Source organism: Exiguobacterium sp. AB2 (assembly GCF_000696055.1).
Taxonomy (GTDB): domain Bacteria; phylum Bacillota; class Bacilli; order Exiguobacteriales; family Exiguobacteriaceae; genus Exiguobacterium; species Exiguobacterium alkaliphilum.
On sequence record NZ_JNAA01000108.1, the window covers coordinates 144299 to 169140 of the forward strand.

The following is a 24842-nucleotide window of genomic DNA, read 5'->3' on the forward strand; positions in this document are numbered from 1 at the left end:
AGAGGAGGAGAAGCAGTGCCGACTTATAATTTTTCAGCCGGTCCGGGGATGTTGCCCGCACCGGTGTTGGAAGAAGTACAATCACAACTTCTTTCCTATAAAGAAAGCGGCGTCTCGATCGTCGAGATGAGCCATCGTTCTTCGGCATTCATCGAAGTGGCAAGGGAACTCGAGCACCGGCTTCGCCGTTTGATGCACATTCCAGACACGTACGCCGTCCTGTTCCTTCAAGGTGGGGCGACGCTTCAGTTCTCGATGGTCCCGATGAATCTGGGCAAATCGGGCCGCTTCGCCTATCTCGACAGCGGGACGTGGTCGAAGAAGGCGATTCAAGACGCAAGCCGGTTCGGTGATGTCGTCCTTGCGGGCAGTTCGACGGCAACAACGTATGGGACGATTCCAGTTTGGCCGGAATCGATTCAAGACGTCGACTATCTTCATTTAACGTTGAACAACACGATTGAAGGTACCCGCTACACCGCGCTTCCTGAGACGAACGTCCCGCTTGTCGCCGACGTCTCGTCCAACATTCTGGCGGAAGCGATTGACGTCGAGCGCTTCGGCCTCATCTACGCCGGTGCCCAGAAGAACATCGGGCCGGCCGGGTTGACGCTCGTCGTCATCCGTCGCGATTTGATTGTCGAACGTGACCTGCCGTCATATCTCGCTTACAGCAAACACGTCGATACGCTCTTGAACACCCCGGCGACGTTCAGTCTCTATGTCGCCGAACGGGTCCTCGCTTGGATTGAAGCGGAGGGGGGCGTTTCGGAGATGGAGCGCCGCAACCGCGAGAAGAGCGAGCGATTGTATCACGCGCTCGATACGTCATCGTTGTTCCGTCCGATTGTGACCGATACGACGTGCCGCTCGTTGACGAACATCCCGTTCACGACGGGGGATGACGTCACGGACGAGGCGTTCCGGAAGTTTGCAGAAATGCGCGGGTTGATTGAACTCGGCGGCCACCGGTCGGTCGGCGGGTTGCGGGCGAGCCTATACAATGCGATGCCGCTCGAAGGCGTCAATCGCTTGATTGAAACGATGCAAGAGTTTGAACAGGGGGGACACGATGTTTCATATTAAAACGTATAATCAAATCGCACAGGAAGGACTCAATCGCTTCGAACCGAGCGAATATGCCCTCAATGCGTCGGAGCAGGCGGACGCCTGGGTCATCCGGAGCCATGACGTGCACGAGGCGGAGATTCCGCCTTACCTGCTCGCTATCGCCCGCGCTGGAGCCGGGGTGAACAACTTGCCGCTCGAACGGCTGGCCCGTCAAGGCGTCGTCGTGTTTCACACCCCGGGAGCGAATGCGAACGCGGTGAAAGAACTCGTGCTCGCGAGCATGCTTTTGTCGGTCCGGCCAATCTTACAAGGCGTGCGTTGGGTCAACGAGCATACGTTCAACAGCCAGACGCTCCTAGAGCGGGCGATGGAAGACGAAAAACGTAAGTTCGTCGGGGCGGAGCTTCGAGGTAAGAAAGTCGGCATCGTCGGCCTCGGGGCAATCGGCTCGGCGCTCGCGAGCGACTTGATTCAGCTCGGTGTCGACGTCGTCGGATACGACCCGCATCTATCGGTCGATGGGGCGTGGAACGTCTCCAAGCAAGTGAAACGGGCGCGGCACGTGAGCGAACTGCTCGCCGATATCGACCTGTTGTCCATCCATATGCCGCTCACGGCAGATACACGTGGCATCATCGACGCCTCATGGTTCAATCAAATGAAGCCGAGAACGACCGTGTTGAACTTTGCGCGCGGTGAGCTCGTGAACGATTCCGACTTGTTGGACGCGCTCGATGGGAACGTCGAGACGTACATCACCGACTTCCCGAAACAACAGCTTCTCGGACATCCGCGGATTGTCGCATTCCCACATCTCGGGGCGTCGACGAAAGAGTCGGAAGTGAACTGTGCCGTCCAGGCGGTCGACACGTTGAAATCGTATTTGGAGACCGGCAACATCCGCCACTCGGCGAACTTTCCGGACACCGAACTGCCGTACATCGGCAAGCGACGTCTGGCCGTTCTCCACCTAAACGTCCCGAACATGGTCGGCCAAATCGCGAGCCGACTCGCTGAGAACGGAATCAACATCGACAACATGGTGAACCGGAGTCGAGGGGACGTGGCATATACGTTAATTGATATCGATAATCACCAGAACGAGAAACTGTCGGTCCACACGCTTTATGAGATCGAGGGCGTCATGCGCGTCCGTGAATTTTGAGGAGGAATGACCATGGTCGTATTCAAACCGTTTGCCCCATACATGCCGAAACATCCCGAGAACGTCGCCGCCGACCCGTACGATATCGTCAGCGTCGAACAGGCGCGTCTTGACGTCGAACAGCGTCCCGATTCGTTTCTTGCGGTCGATAAACCAGAACTGTTCATGGCGGACATGCCGCTCGAGGCGTGGGGACAACGAGCCCGTCATGAGCTCGAGCGGCTTTACGAGAGCGAGTTGACCGAACGGACGAACGGATTTTATGTGTATCGGCTCACCGATCAAGGGCGTGTCCAGACAGGGCTCGTCGCCACGTTCTCAGTGGCAGATTATGAGGCAGGTCGCATCAAGATTCATGAGCACACGCGTGCCGTAAAAGAACGCGAACGCGTCGAGCACGTTTCGGCGACGAAAGCGCACACCGGCCCGATTTTGATGAGCCACGCGCCGGACGAAGGGTTGCGTCGCATCCTAGACGACGCGACGACCAGGGAGCCGTTGTTTGCCTTCACGGACAGTCAAGGTGTCGTCCATGAAGGCTACGCCGTGCCATCGAAGCATCAAGCACGCGTCATCATGCTCGGGGCCAACATTCCGGCCATCTATATCGCCGATGGACATCACCGTGCCAAGGCTGCAGCCGTCGTCGCCCGGAGCCCGCTTCATGAAGGAGAGTCCAAACAAGAACGGGACCACTTCCTCGGCGTCTTGTTCCCGAGCGATGAGCTGACGATTTTGCCGTACCATCGCGTTTTGCACGATGTGGCACCTGAAGAAGTCGCGGCGCTACTAGACGGCCTCTCCTTTAGTTACGAGATTGAAGCCGCAGAAAATGTATTCGTCCCGACCGAGAGTGCGATGTTCGGTTTGGCTTTTCGAGACAAGCATTACAAGTTGACGAAGCGACAAGACGTCGAGGCGTTAGCCGTCGCGACGCTTCAACGAGACATCCTCGAGCCGTACTTCCGAGTCGAGGATGTTCGGACGGATGAACGCATCGATTTTGTCGGTGGAAAAGACGCGATTGAGCGCCTCGAAGCGTTAGCTAGGCGACAGGACGTCGTCATCCTGACGTGCCACGCCACGGCGATGGAAGAACTGATGCGCGTCGCGGACGAAGCGGGCCAAATGCCGCCGAAATCGACGTGGTTCGAGCCGAAACTGAAGAGCGGGCTATTCATCCATCGCTTTGACTGAACACGCATAGTGGCATCGCGGCGCAAAAAACGTTATAAATGGAAAGAGAAGAAAGGGGTGGCCGCTCATGGCTAAAGCCGTATATCTTCACATTCCATTTTGTGAACATATTTGTTATTACTGCGATTTCAACAAGGTGTTCTTGAAGAACCAACCGGTTGATGACTATTTAGATGCACTTGAACGAGAGATCGAACTATCGCTCGTTCAATATCCGACCGATACGATCGAGACGATTTTTATCGGCGGCGGGAAACCGACCGCGCTCAATGAGGCGCAGATGAAACGACTCATGGACATGGTCGAACGTCATCTGCTCCCGCTCGCGTCTCCGAATCTTGAATACTCGGTCGAGGCGAACCCGAACTTCGTCAGTACCGAGAAACTCGATACGATGAAGCGAGGCGGCGTCAATCGCCTCAGTTTCGGCGTCCAGACGTTCGATGACGGCGGGTTGGAACGGATCGGCCGGACACACCGGGCCGATGACGTGTTCCACACCGTCAACGAAGCGGCGAAACGGTTCGATAACATATCCATCGACCTCATGTTCGGGCTCCCGGAACAGACGCTCGAACAAATCGAGCGCGATTTGGACTTGGCGTTCCAGCTGCCGATTCAACACGTCTCTTCCTACTCGCTCATTTTAGAGCCACATACCGTGTTCGCGATTCAAGAGCGAAAAGGGAAGCTGCGCCTTCCGGGTGAGGATATCGAAGTCGCGATGTATTTGAAAGTGATGGAGACGCTCGAACGACGCGGGTTGAAACAATACGAAATCTCGAACTATAGCCTCGAAGGACGGGAGAGCCGGCACAACCAAGTGTATTGGCGCAATGAAGAGTATTATGGCTTCGGTGCCGGGGCGCACAGTTATTTGAACGGGGAACGGCGGGCGAACATCGCACCCATCCCGCACTATATTAAAGCGGAAGGGTTACCGGTTCGCAATACGACGCCGCTCGAGACGGTCGAGAAGATGGAAGAGGAGCTTTTCCTCGGTCTTCGCATGCGTTCCGGTGTGGCGTTTGAGACGTTCGAGTCGAAATATGGCGTGTCGATGGCTTCGGCGTTCGGCCACGTCCTCGATGATCTCGTGGCAAAACAGTTGATTGAACTGACGGACACGCACGTCCGGCTGACCGAGTCCGGTCTGCCGCTCGCGAACGAGGCGTTCGCCGCCTTTATCGGCGAGGCCCGTGTCGACTCTGATGCGGTTCAGTAAATTGCGCATACAAAAAGGGAATCCACGATGGATTCCCTTTTTACGTTATAAGACGAGGTCGCGATAAATCGGCGTGAGCCGGCTGAACGTGTCCTCGACGAGCGCGAGGAAGGCCGCCTCGTTTTGGAGGATCGACGCATCGGCCGGAAGTTGGCGACCGATTAAAAAGTCGGCTTTTTTCACGTCTTTGAACCGGTGTAAAATTGTGTCGATTGCTTCTTCGGACATGTCGTCGAGCAAGAACGCCTCTTTCTTCATATGGTCGCCGGCGATATGGAAGTCCGGGAACGCCGATTTGACGTCAACCTGCATGAGACGCTCGGCAATCGCCGCCTTGTTTGGCATTTCATAGATGAAAGCGAGCCAGATGAAGACGCGGTCGTCGAACAGGCCGACCTGGAAGTGCGGGTGTTTCTTATAGCCACGTTTGTCGTGACAGATGGCCATCCACGTATCTTTCGGCGGATTGACCGTACGACGCGCATGTTTGGCGACGTGCAAGTAGAGCGGGATTCCGACGTCCGCTTCGAGTTGTGGACCGACTTCCTCATAGATTTGATGGAAGATCGGTTGGATGGTCGAACGAATCCCTTCCATCCGTACATCGAGACCGTCTTGTGTGAATACGTCAAATTGTTGTGTTGTAAACATTTAATCACCTCACCCCGTATGATACCGAAATGAGTCGTAAGATGCATCGGCGGCGACTTCGGAACAACTGGAAAAAATGAAGCGAATGAATTGACAAATATGGAGAACGTGATAATATTTGAAGTGTGATTAGCACTCAGTAAATATGAGTGCTAATAAAGCGAGGCCAATCATTCAGAGAGGAGTGAAAACGTGCTGACGAAGAGACAATTGCTCATTTTACGAGCCATCATTGATGACTATATTCAGACGGCACAACCGGTCGGATCGCGTACGTTATCGAAACGAGATGATCTTTCGTTCAGTTCGGCGACGATTCGAAACGATATGGCTGATTTGGAAGATTTGGGTCTCATCGAGAAACCGCATACTTCAGCCGGGCGCATTCCTTCTGAGGTCGGCTATCGCTATTATGTCGATCACCTCGTCGAGAAACGAGTGATTGACGAACGGGAGACGCACCATCTCGGTGAACGGTTGCGGGCGTCGGCGCAAGAGTCGGATCTGCTCATTCGTCAAGCCGCTGACCTCCTCTCTGACTTGACCAACTATACGACGGTGGCACTCGGCCCCAATAGCCAAATGAATCGTCTGGCCCGCATCGATTTGATGCCACTCGATGAACGGCGCGGTGTCGTGTTGATTTTGACGGACCAGGGCCACGTCGAACATCGGACGCTTGTTTTTGAATCTCCGATGGCGCCGGACATGGTCGAGGAGACGATTCGGTTTTTAAACGATCGGTTGAAAGGGACACCGATCGGGCAGTTGAAGCAGCGCCTTGGCGAGGAAGTGTCAAAGCTTCAACTCGCGAATCGAGAACAGTATGAGAATATGTTGCAACTGATTCAATCGACTGCCGGACTGCAACATCCGACCTCGCTCTATTTAGGCGGGAAGAAGAACATCTTCAATCAACCGGAGTTTCAATCGCTCGATACGCTCCGCCCGTTCCTCGAATGGATCGATGAACAGGAGCGCTTGACCGATTGGCTCGAATCGTTGCCAAACCGCGAGATTTATGTGAGCATTGGGAGCGAGAACGGGATCCTCGCGCTTCAAAACTGTAGCGTCATCACGTCGGATTATACGCTCGACGGAAAAACGTTCGGAACGATTGCGATGATCGGTCCGACGCGGATGGACTATCGGCACGGCGTCCAAATGATGGGGCAGTTGATTGAAGCGCTCAGGCGAACGAAATTAGAAGAGTGACGGAAAGGAGCCTCAACATGACAGTTGACAACCAGAACGGTCCAGACAAGGACGAAGTGCTCGAAGAGAAAGATTTTGAGCCGAAACAAGAAGCGACAGAAGTCGAAGCGGACGAGGTTTCAAATGCTCAGATTGTGGAAGAAACTTCTGAGGGGACGGATTATGAAAAAGAAATCGAAGCACTGCGAGCGAGCGAGCTTCGCATTCGCGCCGATTTTGACAACTTCCGTCGTCGGACGAATGAAGAGAACGCGAAACGCATCAAGTTCGCTTCCCAGTCAGTCATCGAGAAATTGATTCCGCTCATCGATAACTTCGAGCGGGCACTTCAAGTCGAAGCGACGTCTGACGATGCGAAACAGATTCAGGCGGGCGTCGACATGATTCACCGTCAGCTTCTCGATGTGTTGAACGGGGAACAAGTCGAAGCGATCGACGCGGTCGGTCAGCCGTTTGACCCGAATTTTCATCAAGCGGTCATGCAAGAGCCGAGCGACGAGTTCGATTCAGGCGTCGTGACGATGGAGCTTCAAAAAGGGTACACGATGCATGGGCGTGTCATTCGTCCGAGCATGGTAAAAGTCGCAGAATAACATTACTTAACTAGATGGAGGAATCGACAATGGGTAAAATTATCGGAATTGACTTAGGTACAACGAACTCATGTGTAGCAGTGATGGAAGGTGGCGAAGCAGTCGTCATCTCGAACGCGGAAGGGAACCGGACGACACCTTCTGTCGTCGCCTTCAAAGGGGAAGAACGTCAAGTCGGTGAAGTCGCTAAACGTCAAGCGATCACGAACCCGAACACGATCCAATCAATCAAGCGTCACATGGGTACGTCACATACAGTAGAAGTCGATGGCAAGAAGTTCACGCCACAAGAAATCTCGGCCATCATCTTGCAAAAACTCAAAAAAGACGCAGAAGACTACCTCGGTGAGTCTGTCACAGAAGCGGTCATCACGGTTCCTGCCTACTTCAACGACGCCGAACGTCAAGCGACGAAAGACGCTGGGAAAATCGCCGGACTCGAAGTCAAACGAATCATCAACGAGCCGACAGCAGCGGCACTCGCTTACGGCCTCGACAAAGGTGAAGACCATACGATTTTGATTTATGACCTCGGTGGCGGTACGTTCGACGTCTCGATTCTTGAGCTCGGCGACGGCGTCTTCGAAGTTGTGGCGACAGCCGGTGACAACCGTCTCGGTGGCGACGACTTCGACCAAAAAGTCATCGACTACCTCGTCCAAGAGTTCAAAAAAGAGAACGGCATCGACCTCGCCCAAGACAAGATGGCGCTCCAACGCTTGAAAGATGCGGCCGAGAAAGCGAAGAAAGACCTCTCGGGCGTGACAAGCGCGCACATCAGCCTCCCGTTCATCACGGCCGGTGCGGCTGGCCCGCTTCACTTGGAGACGACGCTCACGCGTGCGAAATTTGACGAATTGACAGCCGACCTCGTCGAGCGCACGATGGAACCGACGCGCCGCGCCTTGAAAGACTCAGGCCTCACGCCGTCTGACCTCGACAAGATCATCCTCGTCGGTGGGTCGACACGTATTCCTGCGGTCCAAAAAGCGATTCAAGATTTCACGAAAAAAGAACCGTTCAAAGGTGTCAACCCGGATGAAGTCGTTGCCCTCGGTGCTGCGATTCAAGGCGGTGTCCTCGCCGGTGACGTGAAAGACGTCGTCCTTCTCGACGTGACACCACTTTCGCTCGGAATCGAGACGATGGGTGGCGTCATGACGAAGTTGATCGACCGTAACACGACGATCCCGACTTCGAAGTCGCAAGTGTTCTCGACGGCAGCCGACAACCAGCCGGCCGTTGACATCCATGTCCTCCAAGGGGAACGTCCGATGGCACCGGACAACAAGACGCTCGGTCGCTTCCAATTGACGGACATCCCACCGGCACAACGTGGCGTCCCGCAAATCGAAGTCAAGTTCGATATCGATGCGAACGGAATCGTTCACGTTTCGGCGAAAGACCTCGGCACGAACAAAGAGCAGTCGATCACGATTCAATCGTCGTCAGGCATCGATGAGTCTGAAATCGAGCGGATGGTAAAAGAAGCCGAAGCGAACGCCGAAGCGGACAAACAGCGCAAAGAAGAAGCAGAACTCCGTAACGAGACAGACCAGCTCGTCTTCGCGACAGACAAGGCAATCAAAGACCTCGGTGAGCAAGTCGATGCTGCGGATAAAGAGAAGGCCGAAGCTGCGAAAGAGAAAGCAAAATCAGCGCTTGAAGGAACGGACCTCGAAGCGATTCGTACGGCAAAAGACGAATTGGCGAACGTCGTTCAAGAGTTGACGCAAAAAGTGTATGCGAACATGGCTGAACAGCAAGGTGCAGAAGGTGCCGAGGCTCAAACGGAAGCGAAAGACGACAACGTCGTCGACGCCGAGTTTGAAGATCTCGACGACCGTAAATAATAAAACGGATGGGAGGGCGCCAAAGCAGGTTTCTGCTTTGGCTCTTTCTATGTTAAGGTAGAATCGGTAAATTCGAACTTTAAAGACGAGATAGGAGAGACTGACGTGGCGAAACGAGATTATTATGAAGTGCTAGGCCTAGATAAATCGGCCTCGGCGCAAGACATTAAACGAGCGTACCGTAAGCTCGCACGGGAATATCACCCGGATATCAACCAAGAGCCGGATGCGGCGGATAAATTCAAAGAGATTGGCGAAGCATACGAAGTGTTGTCCGATGAGCAGAAACGGGCCCAATATGACCGCTTCGGGTTTGAAGGGGCGAGCCAGTTCGGTGGCGGCGACTTCCAAGGCGGATTTGGCGACATTTTCGACATGTTCTTCGGTGGCGGTGGACGCCGACAAGATCCGAACGCGCCGCGTCGTGGCGAAGACTATCAATACGTCGTCGACCTCGATTTCATGGAGAGCGTCACGGGCAAGACGGAGACGATCGAACTCGAGATTGAAGTCGAATGTGACACGTGTATGGGCAGTGGTGCGAAACCGGGTACGAAACCGGAGACGTGTGGTCACTGTGGCGGCAGTGGCGTCGAGACCGTCGAACAGAACACGATTCTCGGCCGGATGGTCAATCAGCGGCCGTGTAGCCAATGTCATGGGACAGGGAAGACGATTAAGGAGAAGTGCCCGACGTGTCATGGTTCGGGCCACGTGAAGAAGACGCAGCGCGTCGAAGTGAAGATTCCAGCGGGGATTGATAACGGTCAGCAGATTCGGATGTCCGGAAAAGGTGGTCCTGGCTTTAACGGGGGACCAGCCGGGGACTTGTACGTCGTCGTCCGTGTCCGTGGTCACGAGATTTTCGAACGGGTCGATCAACATATCGCGATGGAGATGCCGGTCACGTTCGCCCAGGCGGCGCTCGGTGCCGAAATCGAGGTTCCGACCGTCCATGGCAAAGTCAGCTTGAAAGTCCCGGCCGGCACGCAGACCGGATCAAAATTCCGACTTCGTGGAAAAGGGATGCCTAGCGTTCGTGGCGGTGGTCACGGGGACCAATACGTCACCATCGTCGTCATGACACCGACGAACATGACGGACCGTCAAAAAGAGTTGCTCCGCGAGTTCGAAGAGATTGGCGGCGAAGCGGGCGTCGAAGAACAACACGGGTTGTTCCAAAAAATGAAAAAGTTTTTTAGTCACTAAAAGGAGCGTGTTCAAACGATGAAATGGTCTGAAATTTGTGTCCACACGACACAGCAGGCGGTCGAGGCCGTATCGAATTTATTACATGAAGTGGGGGCACAAGGGGTCGTCATCGAGGACGTCGAAGACTATGACCAGATGATGGCTGAAGACCATTTCGGAGAGATTTGGGACATCTCGGGACGTGAATCGTATCCGACCTCAGGCGTTTACGTCAAAGCGTACGTGCCGGCGTCGAGCGACTTTCAGGACACGCTCGCCGCGTTCCGAAAAGAAGTCGACCGGCTACGGGACATCTTGGACATCGGTAGCGGAGACGTGACCGTCGCCGAGCTCGACGAAGAGGACTGGGCCCACTCGTGGAAACAATACTATAAGCCCGTCAAAATCTCACAACAGCTCACGATCGTCCCGCTCTGGGAGGACTATGAGCCGCAACCGGAAGAGAACGTTATTCTCCTCGATCCGGGCATGGCCTTCGGGACGGGCACGCATCCGACGACGATGTTATGCATTCAAGCGATCGAGAATTACATTCAGCCGGGTGACCGCTTGATTGACGTCGGGACCGGTTCAGGCGTACTTGCCATCGCGGCGGCGAAACTCGGGGCGTCACACGTCGAGGCGCTCGATTTGGATACCGTCGCCGTCGAATCGGCGCGACAAAACGTCGAGACGAACGGGGTCGAAGCGCTCGTCGCCGTCAACACGGGTGACCTGTTGAAAGGAATGGACGGCACGTATGACCTCGTCGTCGCGAACATCCTCGCGGACGTCATCTTGCTCTTTATCGACGATGCGTACGACCGCGTCAAACAAGGCGGTTACTTCATCACATCCGGCATCATCGGTCAGAAGCGGGCGGAAGTTGCCGAAGCGCTCCAAACGGCCGGCTTTGTCATTGAAGAGACGCGTGTCATGGAAGATTGGGTTGCCATCATCGCGAAGAAGGGGTGAGCGCATGCAACGATACTTTCTGAACCGAGACGCGCTCGCGAATGACCACGTCGTACTACCGGTGGATATCGCCCATCATATCGGGACCGTGCTCCGCGGACAGCCCGGCTATCGGCTCGTCCTTCTCGACGGGGAAGGATACGAGTACGAGGCCGAGGTCGTGACACTCGAGAAGAAGTCAGGGACGGTGCGTGTGATCGAGAAACGCCCGGCGACGACGGAACTGCCGATTGAGGTGACGCTCGCCTATGCGCTCCCGAAAGGTGACAAAGTCGAACTCGTCGCCCAAAAGGCGACCGAGCTCGGCGTGCACCAGTTGCTTCTCTTCGAGTCGAAACGGTCGGTTGCGAAGTGGGACGCGAAAAAAGCGCCGAAAAAAGTCGAGCGTCTTCAAAAGATCATGCAGGAGGCGGCCGAACAGTCGTATCGTGCCATCGTCCCGACGTGTTCGTACATCAGTTCACGAGAGTTGTCACGACAGCTCGAGACGTACGATGCCGTCGTGGTCGCCTATGAGGAAGAAGCGAAGCAAGGAGAGGAAGCGGCCTTTGCGACCGTGCTCCAGGCACTTCGACCTGGGGCCAAGCTACTGCTCATCGTCGGGCCGGAAGGTGGCTTTGATGAGGGGGAAGTGATCGAGTGGACGGAACGCGGGGCACAGGCCTGTGCGTTCGGACCACGCATCTTGCGTTCTGAGACGGCGCCGCTCTACGCGCTCGCTGCCATCTCCTATGCGCTCGAATTGACGTAAAAAAAGCTCTTGCCGCACGCGGCAAGAGCTTTTTTCATTTCTTCGTCAATGTGATTGTCTCTTTTGTGACGTTCCCCGCGAGGTCGACCGCCTCGAACGTGAACGTGTTCTCACCAGAGACGACAGGAAGCGTGAGCGTCTCGGTCCGAGAGAACGGACGCATCTCATATGGCGCCTTGAGCGTTTGGCTGAACTTCAAGTCTCCGTTGACGAGTAACTTCACTTCGTCAAAGTTATCTTTCACCGTCACGTCCAAGCGGACGGACTGCTGGTTTTTATTAATCGTTTTTGGAAGCTTCCCGAACGAGATCGTCGCTGGTGTCGCATCGACAAAGATCGTCCGTTGGAAGTTCGCGACGTTACCGGCCGCATCTTCAGCGACAAAACGTAACTTGTGCACGCCGTCGGCGAACGCCCGCGTCGTGTTGAAGTCATAGCGTTTCGTCGCCTCGTTCCACGTGAGTGGGACGTCCGTGCCATCGACTTGGAACGATTGAATCGCAGAGGCGTCTTGAATCGAACCGGCGATCGGGATGACCGAAGTCGCGTACGGTGCGAGCGCGAGCGGGGCCGTCAAGAAGACGCCTGGCTTGTCGGCGTCGTTCGAGTACGCCACTGCTTTCGTCGTTGCGTTACCGGCATGGTCCGTGACGCGGACGCTGATGGAGTCGCTCTCGGCGAGCGAGGCGAACGTATGCGTCGCTGTCGTGTCAGCAGATGTCGCAACGGCTTTTCCGTTGACGAGGTACTCGACCGAACGGACGCCGGCGAAGTCGTCTTTCGCTTGGACCGTCAAGCTGTCACCTTGCCATTTCGCTGTGAACGTCGGATCCGTGTAGTCGACTTTGACCGGGAAACGAAGCGCCTGTGCTTCTTTTTTCATGTAATCGATGCTCGCTTCAATCTCGTAGAAGTACTTGCCGGCAGGTGCCGGTTTCCCGTTCAACTGGCCGTCCCACTTGTAGGCTGCCGAGTAGTAGTACGGTGTGTTGCGTCCGCCATCAAAGTAATTCTTCCGCAACTCATCGTCTTGGCGGAGGGTACGGACGACGTTTCCGGCTTCATCGACGATGCGGTACTTCACATCTTTCGCGTTTCGGAGCAACGAGAAGACTGGTGTCGCGGCGTCTTTCACGCCGTCACCGTCTGGCGAGAAGGCGATGGCATCAAAGTTTAACGACTTGTCTAACTTAGCGCCTAGGTAGTTCCCGGCCTGGTCGACCATGCCGGCAGTCTCATAGAATGAGCCCGACTCATAAACCGAAGCGTCGAAGATTGGTGCCTTGCCCCAGTCCCCTTCGAAACCGACGAACGGTACGACGAGATCTGGGTTTCCTTCAGACCCGTTCGAATCAGACAGGCGGATGAAGCCGTCGACGAAGTACCCGTTCTCGAACACGTCTTTCGCTGCCACGAGGCCGCTCAACGTCTTCGGGTTCAATACTTGTGCTTTCGAGACATCGACAGCGACTTTAACTTCTGTCTTTTGATTCGGTTTCAACTTCACCGAGTTGACTGCCTTCCCGTTGACGGTCACCGTCGCGTTTTGAAGCGGTTGGGCTTCCATCGCGTTTTGGACGAGGCCTGGTGTGCGCTCGATGGCGAGGTCTGTCTGGAGCGATGATGAGACGTCATACGAGACGGCTTCGTTCGACAAGTTCTCGACGACGAGCGTGAACGTCGCTTTGCTGCGGTTCAATTCCTTCAAGGCAACTTTTGCCTCTTTTGACGTCTTCTCATAGGCGACGGCTGGTGTCGAGACGGCAGCGTGCAACTGCATCAAGCCGGCTCCACCACGACGTGGCGTGTACGGGATGTTTTGTTTCAACTGTTGATTGTATGGGCCGATATCGGTCACAGCTTTCGACGTGTTAATCAACAAGTTTTTCGCCATCGTGACGCGATCGACGCCGTCGAGGTCGAACTGCTCATCGACACGTTGCAAGACGAGCGCTGCGCCCCCAGCGACGTGTGGGGCCGCCATCGACGTACCGCTCATGAGGCCGTATTGGTTATCGTTGAGCGTCGAGAAGATTTGACCGCCCGGTGCCGCGATTTCTGGTTTGAAATCGAGGTTCGGTGTCACGCCCCACGATGTGAAGTTTGACAACGCGCCAGCCGCGCGGTTGGCCACGCTGATTCGATCGCCGTTGAAGCCGATGCGCATCTGTTCGCCAGCGATCAGACGGTCGCGTAATTCGTTCCCGTCCTTGATGCTGAGTGAAGCCATCGGGATTTTCGGGTTCGCCAAGGCCATGCTCACATAGTCGCCGTGACCGACCGTACCGCGGACGATGACACCGGCCGCGCCGTTCGCTTCGGCAGTTTGTTGGATGTTCGAGTAGAAGTAACTACCGTCCCGGACGGCGAGCACGATTTTTCCTTCGATGTCTTTGCCGACGTAGTTTGCCGGCTGACCGTCGCCGACGTAGACGATATCGTACTCGCCTTGTGTGAAGGCTGGTCCGTCTTGTTTTTTCCAACCGACTTTATCGGTCTTGTCACCTGAGCGGACCGAGAACGCGTCGAGCTGGATTTGGTCGTTCTCAAGCGAGGCGACCGATGTCGAAGCCGAACTAACGCTCGGTGATCCGACGACGCCCGTGTCCGGGTTGTTGGCATATGGCAAGTCGAATCCGTTCCCAAAGTAAGCCGAGTTCCCTGCCGAGATGGACATGAACACACCGTTGTCGACAGCGCGTTGAACGGCTTGTTGTTCCGGGGAATCAGCGCTGACGAATCCAGCGGTCGATCCGAGGCTCATGTTGATGACGTCTGCACCGAGCTTGATGGCGTCATCGATCGCTTTGATGTAGATGTCTCCGTAGGTCGAGGCGTAGTTCGGGTCATTACTGAATACTTTCAGTCCAAGGACTTGGGCTTCAGGCGCGACACCTTTCAATCCGCCGGTCTCTTCGTTTCCGTTCGCGGCAACCGTTCCGGAGACGTGCATCCCGTGCATCGATGCACCTGGTGAATCGTCACGGATGTCGTCATTCTCGTCATAATAGTTGTATGCATACGGCACCTTATCGTTTATGTACGCGCCGGCCATCCCGAATTCGCTCACGGCCGATGTGACCTCGGATTCAGAGAGTTCGGCTTTTGACTGATCGCTCAATTTGAAGTCGCGATGGTCCGCATCGACACCGGTATCGATGACGGCGACGACCGTCCCTTCTCCTGTATAGCCGTAGTCGCCCCATGTCTGTTGGGACTGGACCATGCCGTTGCTCGTCACCATGTCTGGCTTCACTTCCGGACGTTCGTATTCGTTGACGAGGTGGACGGCCGCGACTTCTGGCAACGCCTCGATTTTTTCGATGTCGGCTGTCGTCGCGAACGTACTGAATCCGTTGAAGACGGTCGTGAACTCTTCGAGTGGTTCGGCTTTGACGCCTTTTTTCGCAATCGCGTCTTTCGCTTTCTTTTGCTCGGCCTTCACGAGACCGTGTGCCCGATCCTTCTCGGCTTTTGAAAGCGCATTAAACTTTTTACCTTTTTGTTTCGCTTGCTCGATGGCCGGGGCGCCGACGAGTTCGACGACGACACGTAGTTTTTCTTGTTTGTCACTGAGGGCGACGTTCGCTGTGACCGACGGTTTGGCAAGGACTGGTTCGGCACCGAGACCGAGAAGGCCAGGCGTCAATGCGAGGCAAGTGGCGAGGGATACGTTAACGTAAAATTTAGGTTGTGGCAAAATAAATCCTCCATTCGTTTTCTAAAGATTTAATCCATTTGTGGAAAATCATAGCGGAATAACGATTTAATTTCCTTTTATTTTTTAAAAATCAGGGTAATGAATTTGAACAAATTAAAAAATTCTGACAATTACTTTTGTCCTAACGACTCATAATTGGATGGGTCTTTTTTCGTTTTGAGACATCGGTTTATAAATAATGCGGCTGATTGTGACGAGAGCGATACAATTCACTTGAGATTTTTCAAAAAAGTTGATAAAGTCTGGGTATAGAATTCATATAAAACATATCAACATAGTCGGAATAAAGAAGAATGAGGTGGATCAATGGGACTTCAGTTCATGGATATTTTTAAAGAGTGGGCGTCACAATACGATGAGACGGTGAACGGGCACGACGAACAATATAAAGAAGTGTTCGCCGGGTATGACACGATGCTTGACGAGGTCGTTGAGCAGTTAGACGGACGCGTGATGGAGTTTGGTGTCGGGACGGGCAATTTGAGTGCCCGTATTCTTAAACAGCACGAGTTGATTGCGATCGAGCCTTCTGATGAGATGCGTGAGGTAGCGGTTCAAAAGCTCGGGATTGAAGTGAAGACGGGTGACTTCTTGAACTATCCGGCCGAGCAACGCGTCGATTCGATTGTATCGTCTTACGCGTTTCACCATTTGACAGACGTCGAGAAACGTCAAGCGATCGAGAGCTATATCGAGCATCTTGATTCACCAAGGTTCGTCTTGCTCGATACGATGTTTGAGTCAGCTGAAGCACGGGCACAGATTATTAATTGGGCAACGGAACATGGTTACGCTGACTTGGTCGAAGATTTGAACCGCGAGTATTATCCATACACAGACACGATCCGGTCGATTTTAGAAGACAACGGATACGCTGTGCAGATGGAACAAAAAAACAAATTTGTATGGCTCGTCGTGGCCACGAAACAAACAGGAGGAACACAATCATGAAAAGTTATAAAGTCGAAAGCTTTAATTTAGATCATACAAAAGTACAAGCGCCTTACGTCCGTCTAGCCGGAGTGAAGAAAGGCACGGCCGATACGATTTATAAATATGATATCCGTTTCATTCAACCGAACGAGGGGCTCATGCCGATGCGGGCCGTGCACTCGCTCGAGCATTTGATTGCTGAAAACAGCCGTAGCCATTCGAACCAAATTATCGATGTATCGCCAATGGGTTGCCAGACAGGCTTCTACTGGACGATGCTCAACGACGGCGATTACGAAGCGATGCTCGACCTCGTCGAAGCGACACTGCGCGACGCGGCGAATGCGACAGAATTACCGGCGCAAAACCCGATTCAATGCGGAAGCGCGAACCATCATGATTTCGAGGGCGCCAAAAAACTTGCGGCTGATATGCTCGCGAAGCGTGACGAGTGGCACATCATCTTCAAGGACGAGGCGTAAATGATCGTCCGGGATGTGTATGAGCTTATCGGACATACCCCGCTCATCGAGTTGACGACGTTACCTGTCCCGGAAGGCGTCAAAGTGTACGGGAAGATGGAGATGCGAAACCCGGGCGGGAGCGTTAAAGATCGGCTCGGCCTGCAATTGATTGAGCGTGCCATCGAGCGCGGACAACTCAAACGCGGCGGGACTGTCGTCGAACCGACCGCCGGGAATACCGGAATCGGACTCGCGCTCGCCTGTCAAAAGTTCGGGATTAATCTGATGACGGTCACTCCTGAGAAGTTCAGTCAAGAAAAACAGGAGCTCATGCGTCTGCTCGGGGCGACGGTCGTCAACACGCCGACATCACTCGGGATGAAAGGGGCGATTGAACGGGCGAAAGAACTGGCGGTCGAACACGACGCGTATTTGCCAGAGCAATTCTCGAACCCGGACAATCCGGACACCTATGTCGAGACGCTCGCTTTGGAATTGCTGCACGATATGCCGCAAATTGACGTTTTCATCGCGGGTGCGGGTTCTGGGGGCACGTTCACGGGTGTCGCGAAAACGCTCAGACCGCACGGGACGAAAACGATCGTCGTTGAGCCGGAAGGGTCGATCTTGAACGGTGGGGCTCCTGGCCCGCACAAGACCGAAGGAATCGGTGTCGAATCGTGGCCTGTCTTTCTAGACGAGGCTTACGTCGATGGCATCTATACGATTACAGATGAGGACGCATTCTACTACGTGGCCCACATGGCCAAGCGCGAAGGGCTTCTTATCGGAAGTTCGTCCGGGGCGGCCATCGCGGCTTGTGTCCAGGAAGCCAACCAGATGACCGAAGGCGTGATTGTCACGATCTTGCCGGACAGTGTGGAACGATATTTAAGTCAAGGGATAGTCGAGGAGGCAGAACATGCGTACAAAAACAGCGCTCATTCACGGCGGTAAAACGACGGACCCGCTAACAGGGGCCGTCACACCGGCGATTTATCAAACGAGCACATATAAACAAGACGGGATCGGAAATCTGCGGGAGGGATATGAGTACTCGCGTACGGCCAACCCGACGCGCACGGCACTCGAGACGTTGATTGCTGACATCGAAAAGGGCGCGCGCGGATTCGCGTTCGCATCCGGGATGGCGGCCGTGTCGACGATTTTAATGCTTTTAAAATCTGGGGACCACGTCATCGTCGGTTCTGACGTATATGGAGGAACGTACCGTGTATTCAATCGAGTATTTCAATCACTTGGCCTGGAGGCATCTTTTGTCGATACAGCTGATGAAACGGCAGTCCGCGCCGCGCTTCAGCCGAACACAAAAATGATTTACGTCGAGACGCCAACGAACCCACTTTTGAACGTCACCGATTTGAAGCAAATGCGTCAAATCGCAGATGAGGCCGGAACGTTGTTCGTCGTCGACAATACGTTCATGACGCCGTACTTCCAAAACCCGATCGAGTTCGGAGCCGACTACGTGCTCCATAGCGCGACGAAGTATTTAGGGGGCCATAGTGACGTCGTCGCCGGTCTCGTCGTCTCCCGGACAGAAGAGCTCGGTGAGGACTTGGCTTTCCTACAAAATTCGGTCGGAGCCGTCCTTGGACCGCAGGACAGCTTCCTCGTCGTCCGTGGCATTAAGACGCTCGCCGTCCGCATGGAGGAAATCGAATCGAACGCGCTCGCGCTCGTCGACTTCTTGTCGAAACATGAAGCGGTTGGACGCGTCTTGCACCCGAGTATCGCAAGTGATGAGGCGAAGCAGGTGCATACGTCACAAGCCCGTGGATTCGGCGGTATGATTGCGTTTGATGTCGGATCGGCCGAAGCGGCAGAACTCATCGTCGCCAAGACGCACTACTTTACACTCGCGGAAAGCCTCGGAGCGGTCGAGAGTTTGATTAGTGTCCCGGCTCGGATGACGCACGCGTCAATCCCAGCCGAGCGGCGACTAGAGCTCGGCATCACGGACGGTCTCGTGCGCATCTCGGTTGGCCTCGAGGACGTGGCCGATTTGATTGAAGATTTAGAACAAGCGCTCGCATCCGTTGCGACGATTTCGAATTAAAGGAACAGCAAAAAGAGGCGGTGCTTTCGGCACGCCTCTTTTTGTCATCTATATATGAAAGAAATGTGTTGAATGTCGATAACGCATCGACTACACTGACGTTAATTGTAGAAGAGGGCAGGTGAATGTGTTGAATAAAGGAGTCGTGACCACGGTCGGCGCTTACGTCATGTGGGGAGTCCTCCCGATCTATTGGAAGTTTCTACAGGAAATTCCGAGCAGTCAAATTCTTGCTCATCGCATCGTGTGGTCGTTTTTATTCATCTTGCTCGTCTTGAAGTGGACGAAACAGTGGACAGAGTTCAACTATGCGCTCCGCCATCGGGCGACGCGAAACGCCTTCATGTTGAACGGATTTATCGTCAGTGCGAACTGGTTTGTTTACATATGGGCCGTCAATAACGGTTATATCATCGAGGCGTCGCTCGGGTATTACATCAATCCGCTCGTCAGTATGGTGTTAGGGGTGCTCGTTTTTCGGGAATCATTAAACCGGGTCCAGTGGCTCGCCGTCGGGGTGGCCACGGTCGGTGTGCTCGTCTTGACGTTCGGATATGGCTCATTCCCTTGGATTGCCTTTATACTGGCCAGCACGTTCGGGTTTTATGGGATGGTGAAGAAACGACGCCCGCTCGCCTCGACGGTCAGCCTTGGTATCGAGACGCTCGCTGTCGTGCCGGTCGCAGTCCTGTTCCTCGCCTTCGAGGCGTCGCGTGAGACGCTCACCTTGACGTCGTCCCCGATCATTTGGGTCGCTCTGCTCGGCACGGGCGTGATGACGGCGTTACCGCTTTTGTTGTTCGGCTACGGGGCGCAACATATCCCGTTCACGCTCGTCGGATTTTTGCAGTTCATCGCACCGACATTGAGCCTTGCGATCGGTGTCTTGTTATATCATGAGCCGTTCACGGCATACCACGTGTTCGCCTTCACGTGCATTTGGCTCGCCATCTTTTTCTTCAGCTGGAACAGTTGGGTCCAAACGAGAAAACGACGTCAACTCGTCTAAATGAAAGCTGTTACAAGCGTACAAATCATGATAATATGTTAGAGGTCAGACCTATATGTCAGACTTAACGATCAAAGGAGGAACTATACGATGGAATTAGCACGTTATATCGACCACACGGCTTTAAAGGCTGAAACGACGAAAGATCAAATTACAAAGCTTTGCGAAGAGGCGCTTGAGTACAAATTTGCGAGCGTCTGTGTCAACCCGACATGGGTAAAGTATGCAGCAGAACAACTCAAGTCAGATGACGACGTGAAAGTATGCACGGTCATCGGCTTCCCACTCGGAGCCAACACGCCAGAAGTGAAGGCGTTTGAGACGAAAGATGCAATCGCGAACGGTGCAGATGAAGTCGATATGGTCATCAACATCGCAGCGTTGAAAGACGGCGACTTGGAGCTTGTCGAGCGCGACATCCGCGCGGTCGTGGAAGCAGCGAACGGTACGCTCGTTAAAGTCATCTTCGAAACGTGCATGCTCACGAAAGAAGAAATCAAGACTGTGGCCGAGTTGTCAGTCAAGGCTGGTGCAGACTTTGTGAAGACGTCGACTGGTTTCTCGACGGGCGGCGCGACGGTTGAAGATATTCGCCTCATGCGCGAAACGGTCGGCCCGGATGTTGGCGTGAAGGCATCGGGTGGCGTACGTGACTTTGAAGGCGCGAAAGCGATGATTGATGCGGGTGCGACGCGCATCGGCGCATCGGCTGGAATCGCCATCGTCACAGGCGGTCGTTCAGATAGCGACTATTAACAACTAGTGGTTGACCTCACGACTTAATTTCACTATAATATGATATGACGTGTGAAACACGTTTCCTTAGTCGTGTAATTCGGAGGGAGGGAAAACTAGTGGAAACTCGTGTCCGTAAAAACGAATCGCTTGAAGACGCTCTTCGTCGTTTCAAACGCGGTGTTTCGAAAGATGGCACTCTTGCCGAAGTTCGCAAACGTCGTCACTACGAAAAGCCAAGCGTAAAACGTAAATTGAAATCAGAAGCTGCGCGTAAGCGTAAGAAATTCTAATTTCAGTTTCATTTGTAGAGAGGGTGTTAGCTCATGAGTCTTCAAGAACGCTTGACGGACGACATGAAGCAAGCCATGCGCGCCAAACAGAAAGATCGTCTTACGACGATCCGGATGGTCAAAGCGTCGCTCCAAAATGAGGCTATCAAATTTGGCCGACAAGATCTTACTGAGGAAGAGGAACTCACGGTGCTTAACCGAGAGATGAAACAGCGCAGAGACTCCCTCCGAGAATTCGAAAGCGCTGGTCGTGAGGACCTTGCTTCTAAAGTTGCTGACGAGATTGTCGTGCTAGAGGCCTATATGCCTGAACAACTCTCTGAAGAAGAGGTCACTGCAATCGTCAAAGCAGCTATCGCCCAGACGAATGCGTCGGCCCCATCTGATATGGGTAAGGTGATGGGCGTCGTCATGCCTCAAGTTAAAGGCAAGGCAGACGGTGGTCTTGTGAACCGAATCGTCAAACAACAATTGACGAATTGAACGAATTGGCAGGGTCTTTTGGAAATTCCAAAAGATTCTGCCTTTTTTTGCGTATTCTGAAACCACATTCAATCTCGTTTCGTATACACTAGAGATAAGAGGTAGCTTTTTATTTGGAAGGGGGTAGCAATACGATGACATTTGGTCTCGGAGTGATTCTGACAGTGTTTTTCGTCGGAGTCGTCCTTCTTGGAATTGAAGTGTTCGTTGCCGGTTTTGGGTTGTTTGGAGTGCTCGGTATAGGTGCGGTCGTCGCCAGTCTGATTATGGCAGGCGCCACGATCGGTCAGTTGTGGCTATCGCTCGGTTTGGCCACGGCCATCGTTGCCGGACTTGGATTTTGGGCGTATCGACGTTTGCAGTCGAATCGGTCGCTCATGTACAAGGGCCTTATTTTGACGGACTCGACGTCGTCAGAAAAAGGTTACTTGTCTCACGCCGACAAACAAAGTTTGCTCGGTAAGGTCGGCGTCACATTGACACCACTTCGTCCAGCGGGTACCGCTGAGATTGAAGGAGAACGAATCGATGTCGTGACAGAGGGTAGCTATCTCGATCAACAAACTAAAATTCAGGTGTATAAAGTGGATTCAGGACGCGTCGTCGTCCGAAGCTTTGTAGAGCCGAAGGAGGATGTAACAGAATGACACCAGAACTATTGACCACGTTACTCATCTCAGGTGGAGGTTTGATTGCCCTAGCGGTATTCTTCACGTTCGTACCGGTAGGATTATGGATTAGCTCGTTCGCAGCAGGCGTTCACGTTTCAATCTTTACGCTCGTCGGGATGCGTCTCCGTCGCGTCGTCCCATCGAAAATCGTCAACCCGCTCATTAAAGCGGTGAAAGCCGGACTCGGTTTGAACACGAACCAACTCGAGAGTCACTTCCTTGCCGGCGGTAACGTCGACCGTGTCGTCAACGCATTGATTGCGGCACACCGCGCCAACATCGAGCTGTCGTTCGAACGAGCGGCAGCGATTGATCTCGCTGGTCGGAACGTGCTTGAAGCGGTCCAAATGTCGGTTAACCCGAAAGTGATTGAAACACCGTTTATCGCTGGTGTGGCGATGGATGGGATCGAAGTAAAGGCGAAAGCCCGCATCACGGTTCGCGCCAACATCGACCGTCTCGTCGGTGGTGCCGGTGAAGAGACGATCATTGCCCGTGTCGGGGAAGGGGTCGTTTCAACGATCGGTTCGCAAAACAATCATAAGCACGTACTTGAAAACCCGGATTTGATTTCACGTACAGTATTGACGAAAGGTCTTGATTCAGGGACGGCGTTCGAGATTCTCTCGATTGATATTGCCGACATTGATATCGGTAAGAACATCGGTGCGGTACTTCAAACAGACCAAGCCGAAGCCGACAAAAAGATTGCCCAAGCGAAGGCGGAAGAGCGCCGTGCGATGGCGATTGCTCGCGAACAAGAGATGAAATCTTCTGTTGAAGAGATGCGCGCGAAAGTTGTCGCAGCTGAAGCCGAAGTCCCACTCGCGATGGCCGAGGCACTCCGCCACGGTAAACTCGGTGTCATGGACTACGTCAACTACTTGAACGTCCAAGCCGATACAGACATGCGTAAAGCGATCGGTCACCCAGTCGAATCTGACAATAGAGAGTAATCGATATGGATGGACTGTGGGTACTCCTACTCGCCGCGTTCGGGATCGCCTCGGCGGTCATGAAGCGGTTAGAGAAATCCTCGTCGACGACGGGAGAGCGTCCACCAAGTTCGGACTTGAAACGCTATCTCGATACGGTCGGCGATATGATGAAAGAAGTCGAAGGTTCGCTTGAGGAACCGAAGCAAGGACAAGGCCAGGGACAAAAACTGCGACGCCGCGTCGCGGCTCCTGCGGCCCCGGAACAAACGTTAGGTCGTCCGTACGACCCAGACCGTCACGCGCCGAAGTCGCGAGAGCGACAACCGGCCGTCAGTCGGGAGTTTGAACAGACGGTGAAGATTCCGCCAATCACGGAGGCGGAATCGACACGTCCACAACCACAACCACGCATGTCGATGAAGCAAGTGAGACAAGCGGTCGTGTGGAGTGAAATCATTCAGCCACCTGTTTCAAAACGTAAGCGCTGAATGAAGCAGTGACGGGAACCGCCTTGATGTGTTGGTTTAATCCAACAATCAAGTGCGGTTCTTCTCGTTGCTGCTTTTTTGCTCGTGGAAGGGGCGGTCATTCTTTCACGAACGGCTTGATAGTGCTAAAGTAAAGAGGGAACAATCTATTCAAGAGGGGGAGTATCATCCATTGATTATGACTGATAAAATTCCGTTCGTCATGGAGCATGCGAACGAAGCACAAGCACTCCTTGGACCGAAAGACGAAGTGTTCGAAGCTATCGAATCTGAGCTTTCCGTCGCATTGACACCTCGAGGAGAAGAACTCATCATTCAAGCAGACTCAGCCGATACGTTAGAGCTGACGAAACAAGTTGTCAAGACGTTGCAACAGCTCGTAAAGAAAGGCGCACGTTTGAACGAGAGTGATGCGATCAGCGTGATTCAACATATTCAAGTCGGGAAAGGTGACGAGTTGCTCGAACATTACGAACGCGTCGTCTTCACGACGAGCAAAGGGAAGCCGATTCGTGCGAAGACGGTCGGGCAGAGCCGTTACGTTCGCGCCATCGAGCGCCGTGACCTCGTCTTCGGAATCGGTCCGGCCGGTACGGGGAAAACGTATTTGGCGGTCGTCTTAGCCGTCCGTGCTTTGAAGGAAGGTCAAGTGAAACGCATCATCTTGACACGACCTGCCGTTGAAGCCGGAGAGAGCCTAGGCTTTTTACCGGGCGACTTGAAAGAGAAAGTCGATCCGTATTTGCGTCCGCTTTATGACGCCTTATTCGACGTCTATGGCGTCGAACAGACGAATCGCCTGCTCGAGCGCGGGACGATTGAAGTCGCCCCGCTCGCCTATATGCGAGGACGGACGCTCGAGGACGCGTTCGTCATCCTAGACGAGGCACAGAACACGACGAAAGAACAGATGAAGATGTTCCTGACTCGACTCGGTTTCGGGTCGAAGATGGTCGTCACGGGTGACTTGACGCAAGTCGACTTACCGAAAGGGAAAGCGTCCGGCTTACAAGAGGCGCTCCGCCTGTTAGAAGGGGTAGACGGGATTCATTTCGAGCACTTTACCGCTTCGGACGTCGTGCGCCATCCACTCGTCAAGAAAATCATCAACGCCTATAGCACGGATCTTACATGACGAAA

General features: G+C 53.9%; 24 protein-coding genes. 22 read left to right on the forward strand and 2 right to left on the reverse strand.

The features are described from left to right. Positions 1-15 precede the first annotated feature (15 nt). The 4 genes from serC (at position 16) to hemW (ending at position 4658) form a co-directional block, all read left to right on the forward strand. Complete coding sequence (serC, locus tag DI14_RS13405; RefSeq protein WP_034809390.1) at positions 16-1086, forward strand: 3-phosphoserine/phosphohydroxythreonine transaminase; 1071 nt, start codon at positions 16-18, stop codon at positions 1084-1086. Then, positions 1073-2236: a phosphoglycerate dehydrogenase gene (locus DI14_RS13410; protein ID WP_034809393.1), complete on the forward strand. Its 1164-nt coding sequence runs from the start codon at positions 1073-1075 to the stop codon at positions 2234-2236. Before serC ends, DI14_RS13410 begins: the two co-directional genes overlap by 14 nt. 12 nt (positions 2237-2248) lie before the next feature. Continuing rightward, a complete protein-coding gene (locus DI14_RS13415; RefSeq protein ID WP_034809396.1) occupies positions 2249-3433 on the forward strand; it encodes a DUF1015 domain-containing protein in 1185 nt (394 codons plus the stop codon). Between the two features lie 67 nt (positions 3434-3500). Continuing rightward, the gene (gene hemW, locus DI14_RS13420) at positions 3501-4658 is read left to right on the forward strand and encodes a radical SAM family heme chaperone HemW (RefSeq protein ID WP_034809399.1); all 1158 of its coding nucleotides are present in this window, start codon (positions 3501-3503) and stop codon (positions 4656-4658) included. Positions 4659-4703: 45 nt separating this feature from the next. Here hemW and DI14_RS13425 read toward each other — a convergent pair whose 3' ends face one another. Continuing rightward, positions 4704-5309 carry a DUF1054 domain-containing protein gene (locus DI14_RS13425; RefSeq protein ID WP_034809402.1) on the reverse strand — a complete coding sequence of 202 codons (606 nt, stop codon included), beginning with the start codon at positions 5307-5309 and terminating at the stop codon, positions 4704-4706. A 192-nt stretch (positions 5310-5501) separates the two neighbouring features. Between DI14_RS13425 and hrcA the strand changes: the two genes are divergently transcribed. From hrcA to DI14_RS13455, 6 genes are all read left to right on the forward strand, one after another. Beyond that, entirely contained in the window at positions 5502-6524 is a 1023-nt protein-coding gene (hrcA, locus tag DI14_RS13430) for a heat-inducible transcriptional repressor HrcA (RefSeq protein WP_034809404.1), read from the forward strand. 17 nt (positions 6525-6541) lie between these two features. Then, a complete protein-coding gene (gene grpE / locus DI14_RS13435; protein ID WP_051622730.1) occupies positions 6542-7117 on the forward strand; it encodes a nucleotide exchange factor GrpE in 576 nt (191 codons plus the stop codon). 29 nt (positions 7118-7146) lie between these two features. Then, complete coding sequence (gene dnaK / locus DI14_RS13440) at positions 7147-8970, forward strand: molecular chaperone DnaK (RefSeq protein ID WP_034809406.1); 1824 nt, start codon at positions 7147-7149, stop codon at positions 8968-8970. Between the two features lie 105 nt (positions 8971-9075). Beyond that, positions 9076-10179, forward strand: coding sequence for a molecular chaperone DnaJ (gene dnaJ / locus DI14_RS13445; protein ID WP_034809408.1), 1104 nt, complete (start codon positions 9076-9078; stop codon positions 10177-10179). 18 nt (positions 10180-10197) lie between these two features. After that, positions 10198-11136 carry a 50S ribosomal protein L11 methyltransferase gene (prmA, locus tag DI14_RS13450; protein ID WP_034809410.1) on the forward strand — a complete coding sequence of 313 codons (939 nt, stop codon included), beginning with the start codon at positions 10198-10200 and terminating at the stop codon, positions 11134-11136. Between the two features lie 4 nt (positions 11137-11140). Then, positions 11141-11887: a 16S rRNA (uracil(1498)-N(3))-methyltransferase gene (locus DI14_RS13455; RefSeq protein WP_034809412.1), complete on the forward strand. Its 747-nt coding sequence runs from the start codon at positions 11141-11143 to the stop codon at positions 11885-11887. 34 nt (positions 11888-11921) lie between these two features. Here DI14_RS13455 and DI14_RS13460 read toward each other — a convergent pair whose 3' ends face one another. Next, the gene (locus tag DI14_RS13460; RefSeq protein ID WP_034809414.1) at positions 11922-15587 is read right to left on the reverse strand and encodes a S8 family serine peptidase; all 3666 of its coding nucleotides are present in this window, start codon (positions 15585-15587) and stop codon (positions 11922-11924) included. Between the two features lie 327 nt (positions 15588-15914). Here DI14_RS13460 and DI14_RS13465 point away from each other — a divergent pair, with 327 nt between their 5' ends. The 12 genes from DI14_RS13465 (at position 15915) to DI14_RS13515 (ending at position 24837) form a co-directional block, all read left to right on the forward strand. Beyond that, complete coding sequence (locus DI14_RS13465; protein WP_034809417.1) at positions 15915-16559, forward strand: trans-aconitate 2-methyltransferase; 645 nt, start codon at positions 15915-15917, stop codon at positions 16557-16559. After that, positions 16556-17023, forward strand: a complete 468-nt coding sequence (locus DI14_RS13470; RefSeq protein WP_021065678.1) for an S-ribosylhomocysteine lyase — start codon at positions 16556-16558, stop codon at positions 17021-17023. Before DI14_RS13465 ends, DI14_RS13470 begins: the two co-directional genes overlap by 4 nt. Beyond that, complete coding sequence (locus DI14_RS13475) at positions 17024-17962, forward strand: PLP-dependent cysteine synthase family protein (protein WP_034809419.1); 939 nt, start codon at positions 17024-17026, stop codon at positions 17960-17962. Further along, positions 17928-19085, forward strand: coding sequence for a bifunctional cystathionine gamma-lyase/homocysteine desulfhydrase (locus tag DI14_RS13480; RefSeq protein WP_034809421.1), 1158 nt, complete (start codon positions 17928-17930; stop codon positions 19083-19085). Before DI14_RS13475 ends, DI14_RS13480 begins: the two co-directional genes overlap by 35 nt. Before the next feature lie 127 nt (positions 19086-19212). Next, on the forward strand, positions 19213-20094 hold the full coding sequence (gene rarD, locus DI14_RS13485) for an EamA family transporter RarD (protein ID WP_235193474.1): 882 nt from the start codon (positions 19213-19215) through the stop codon (positions 20092-20094). Positions 20095-20184: 90 nt separating this feature from the next. Continuing rightward, positions 20185-20850, forward strand: coding sequence for a deoxyribose-phosphate aldolase (deoC, locus tag DI14_RS13490; protein ID WP_034809422.1), 666 nt, complete (start codon positions 20185-20187; stop codon positions 20848-20850). A gap of 77 nt (positions 20851-20927) precedes the next feature. After that, entirely contained in the window at positions 20928-21122 is a 195-nt protein-coding gene (rpsU, locus tag DI14_RS15295) for a 30S ribosomal protein S21 (RefSeq protein WP_029334745.1), read from the forward strand. 33 nt (positions 21123-21155) lie between these two features. Next, positions 21156-21605, forward strand: coding sequence for a GatB/YqeY domain-containing protein (locus DI14_RS13495; protein WP_034809424.1), 450 nt, complete (start codon positions 21156-21158; stop codon positions 21603-21605). 134 nt (positions 21606-21739) lie between these two features. Then, positions 21740-22252 (forward strand): NfeD family protein, encoded by a 513-nt coding sequence (locus DI14_RS13500; RefSeq protein WP_024371438.1) that lies wholly within the window; start codon positions 21740-21742, stop codon positions 22250-22252. After that, positions 22249-23232, forward strand: coding sequence for a flotillin-like protein FloA (floA, locus tag DI14_RS13505; RefSeq protein ID WP_034809426.1), 984 nt, complete (start codon positions 22249-22251; stop codon positions 23230-23232). The genes DI14_RS13500 and floA overlap by 4 nt, the downstream gene beginning before the upstream one ends. 5 nt (positions 23233-23237) lie before the next feature. Then, a complete protein-coding gene (locus DI14_RS13510) occupies positions 23238-23702 on the forward strand; it encodes a hypothetical protein (protein WP_034809429.1) in 465 nt (154 codons plus the stop codon). A 178-nt stretch (positions 23703-23880) separates the two neighbouring features. Continuing rightward, positions 23881-24837 (forward strand): PhoH family protein, encoded by a 957-nt coding sequence (locus tag DI14_RS13515; protein WP_034809432.1) that lies wholly within the window; start codon positions 23881-23883, stop codon positions 24835-24837. Positions 24838-24842 lie beyond the last annotated feature (5 nt).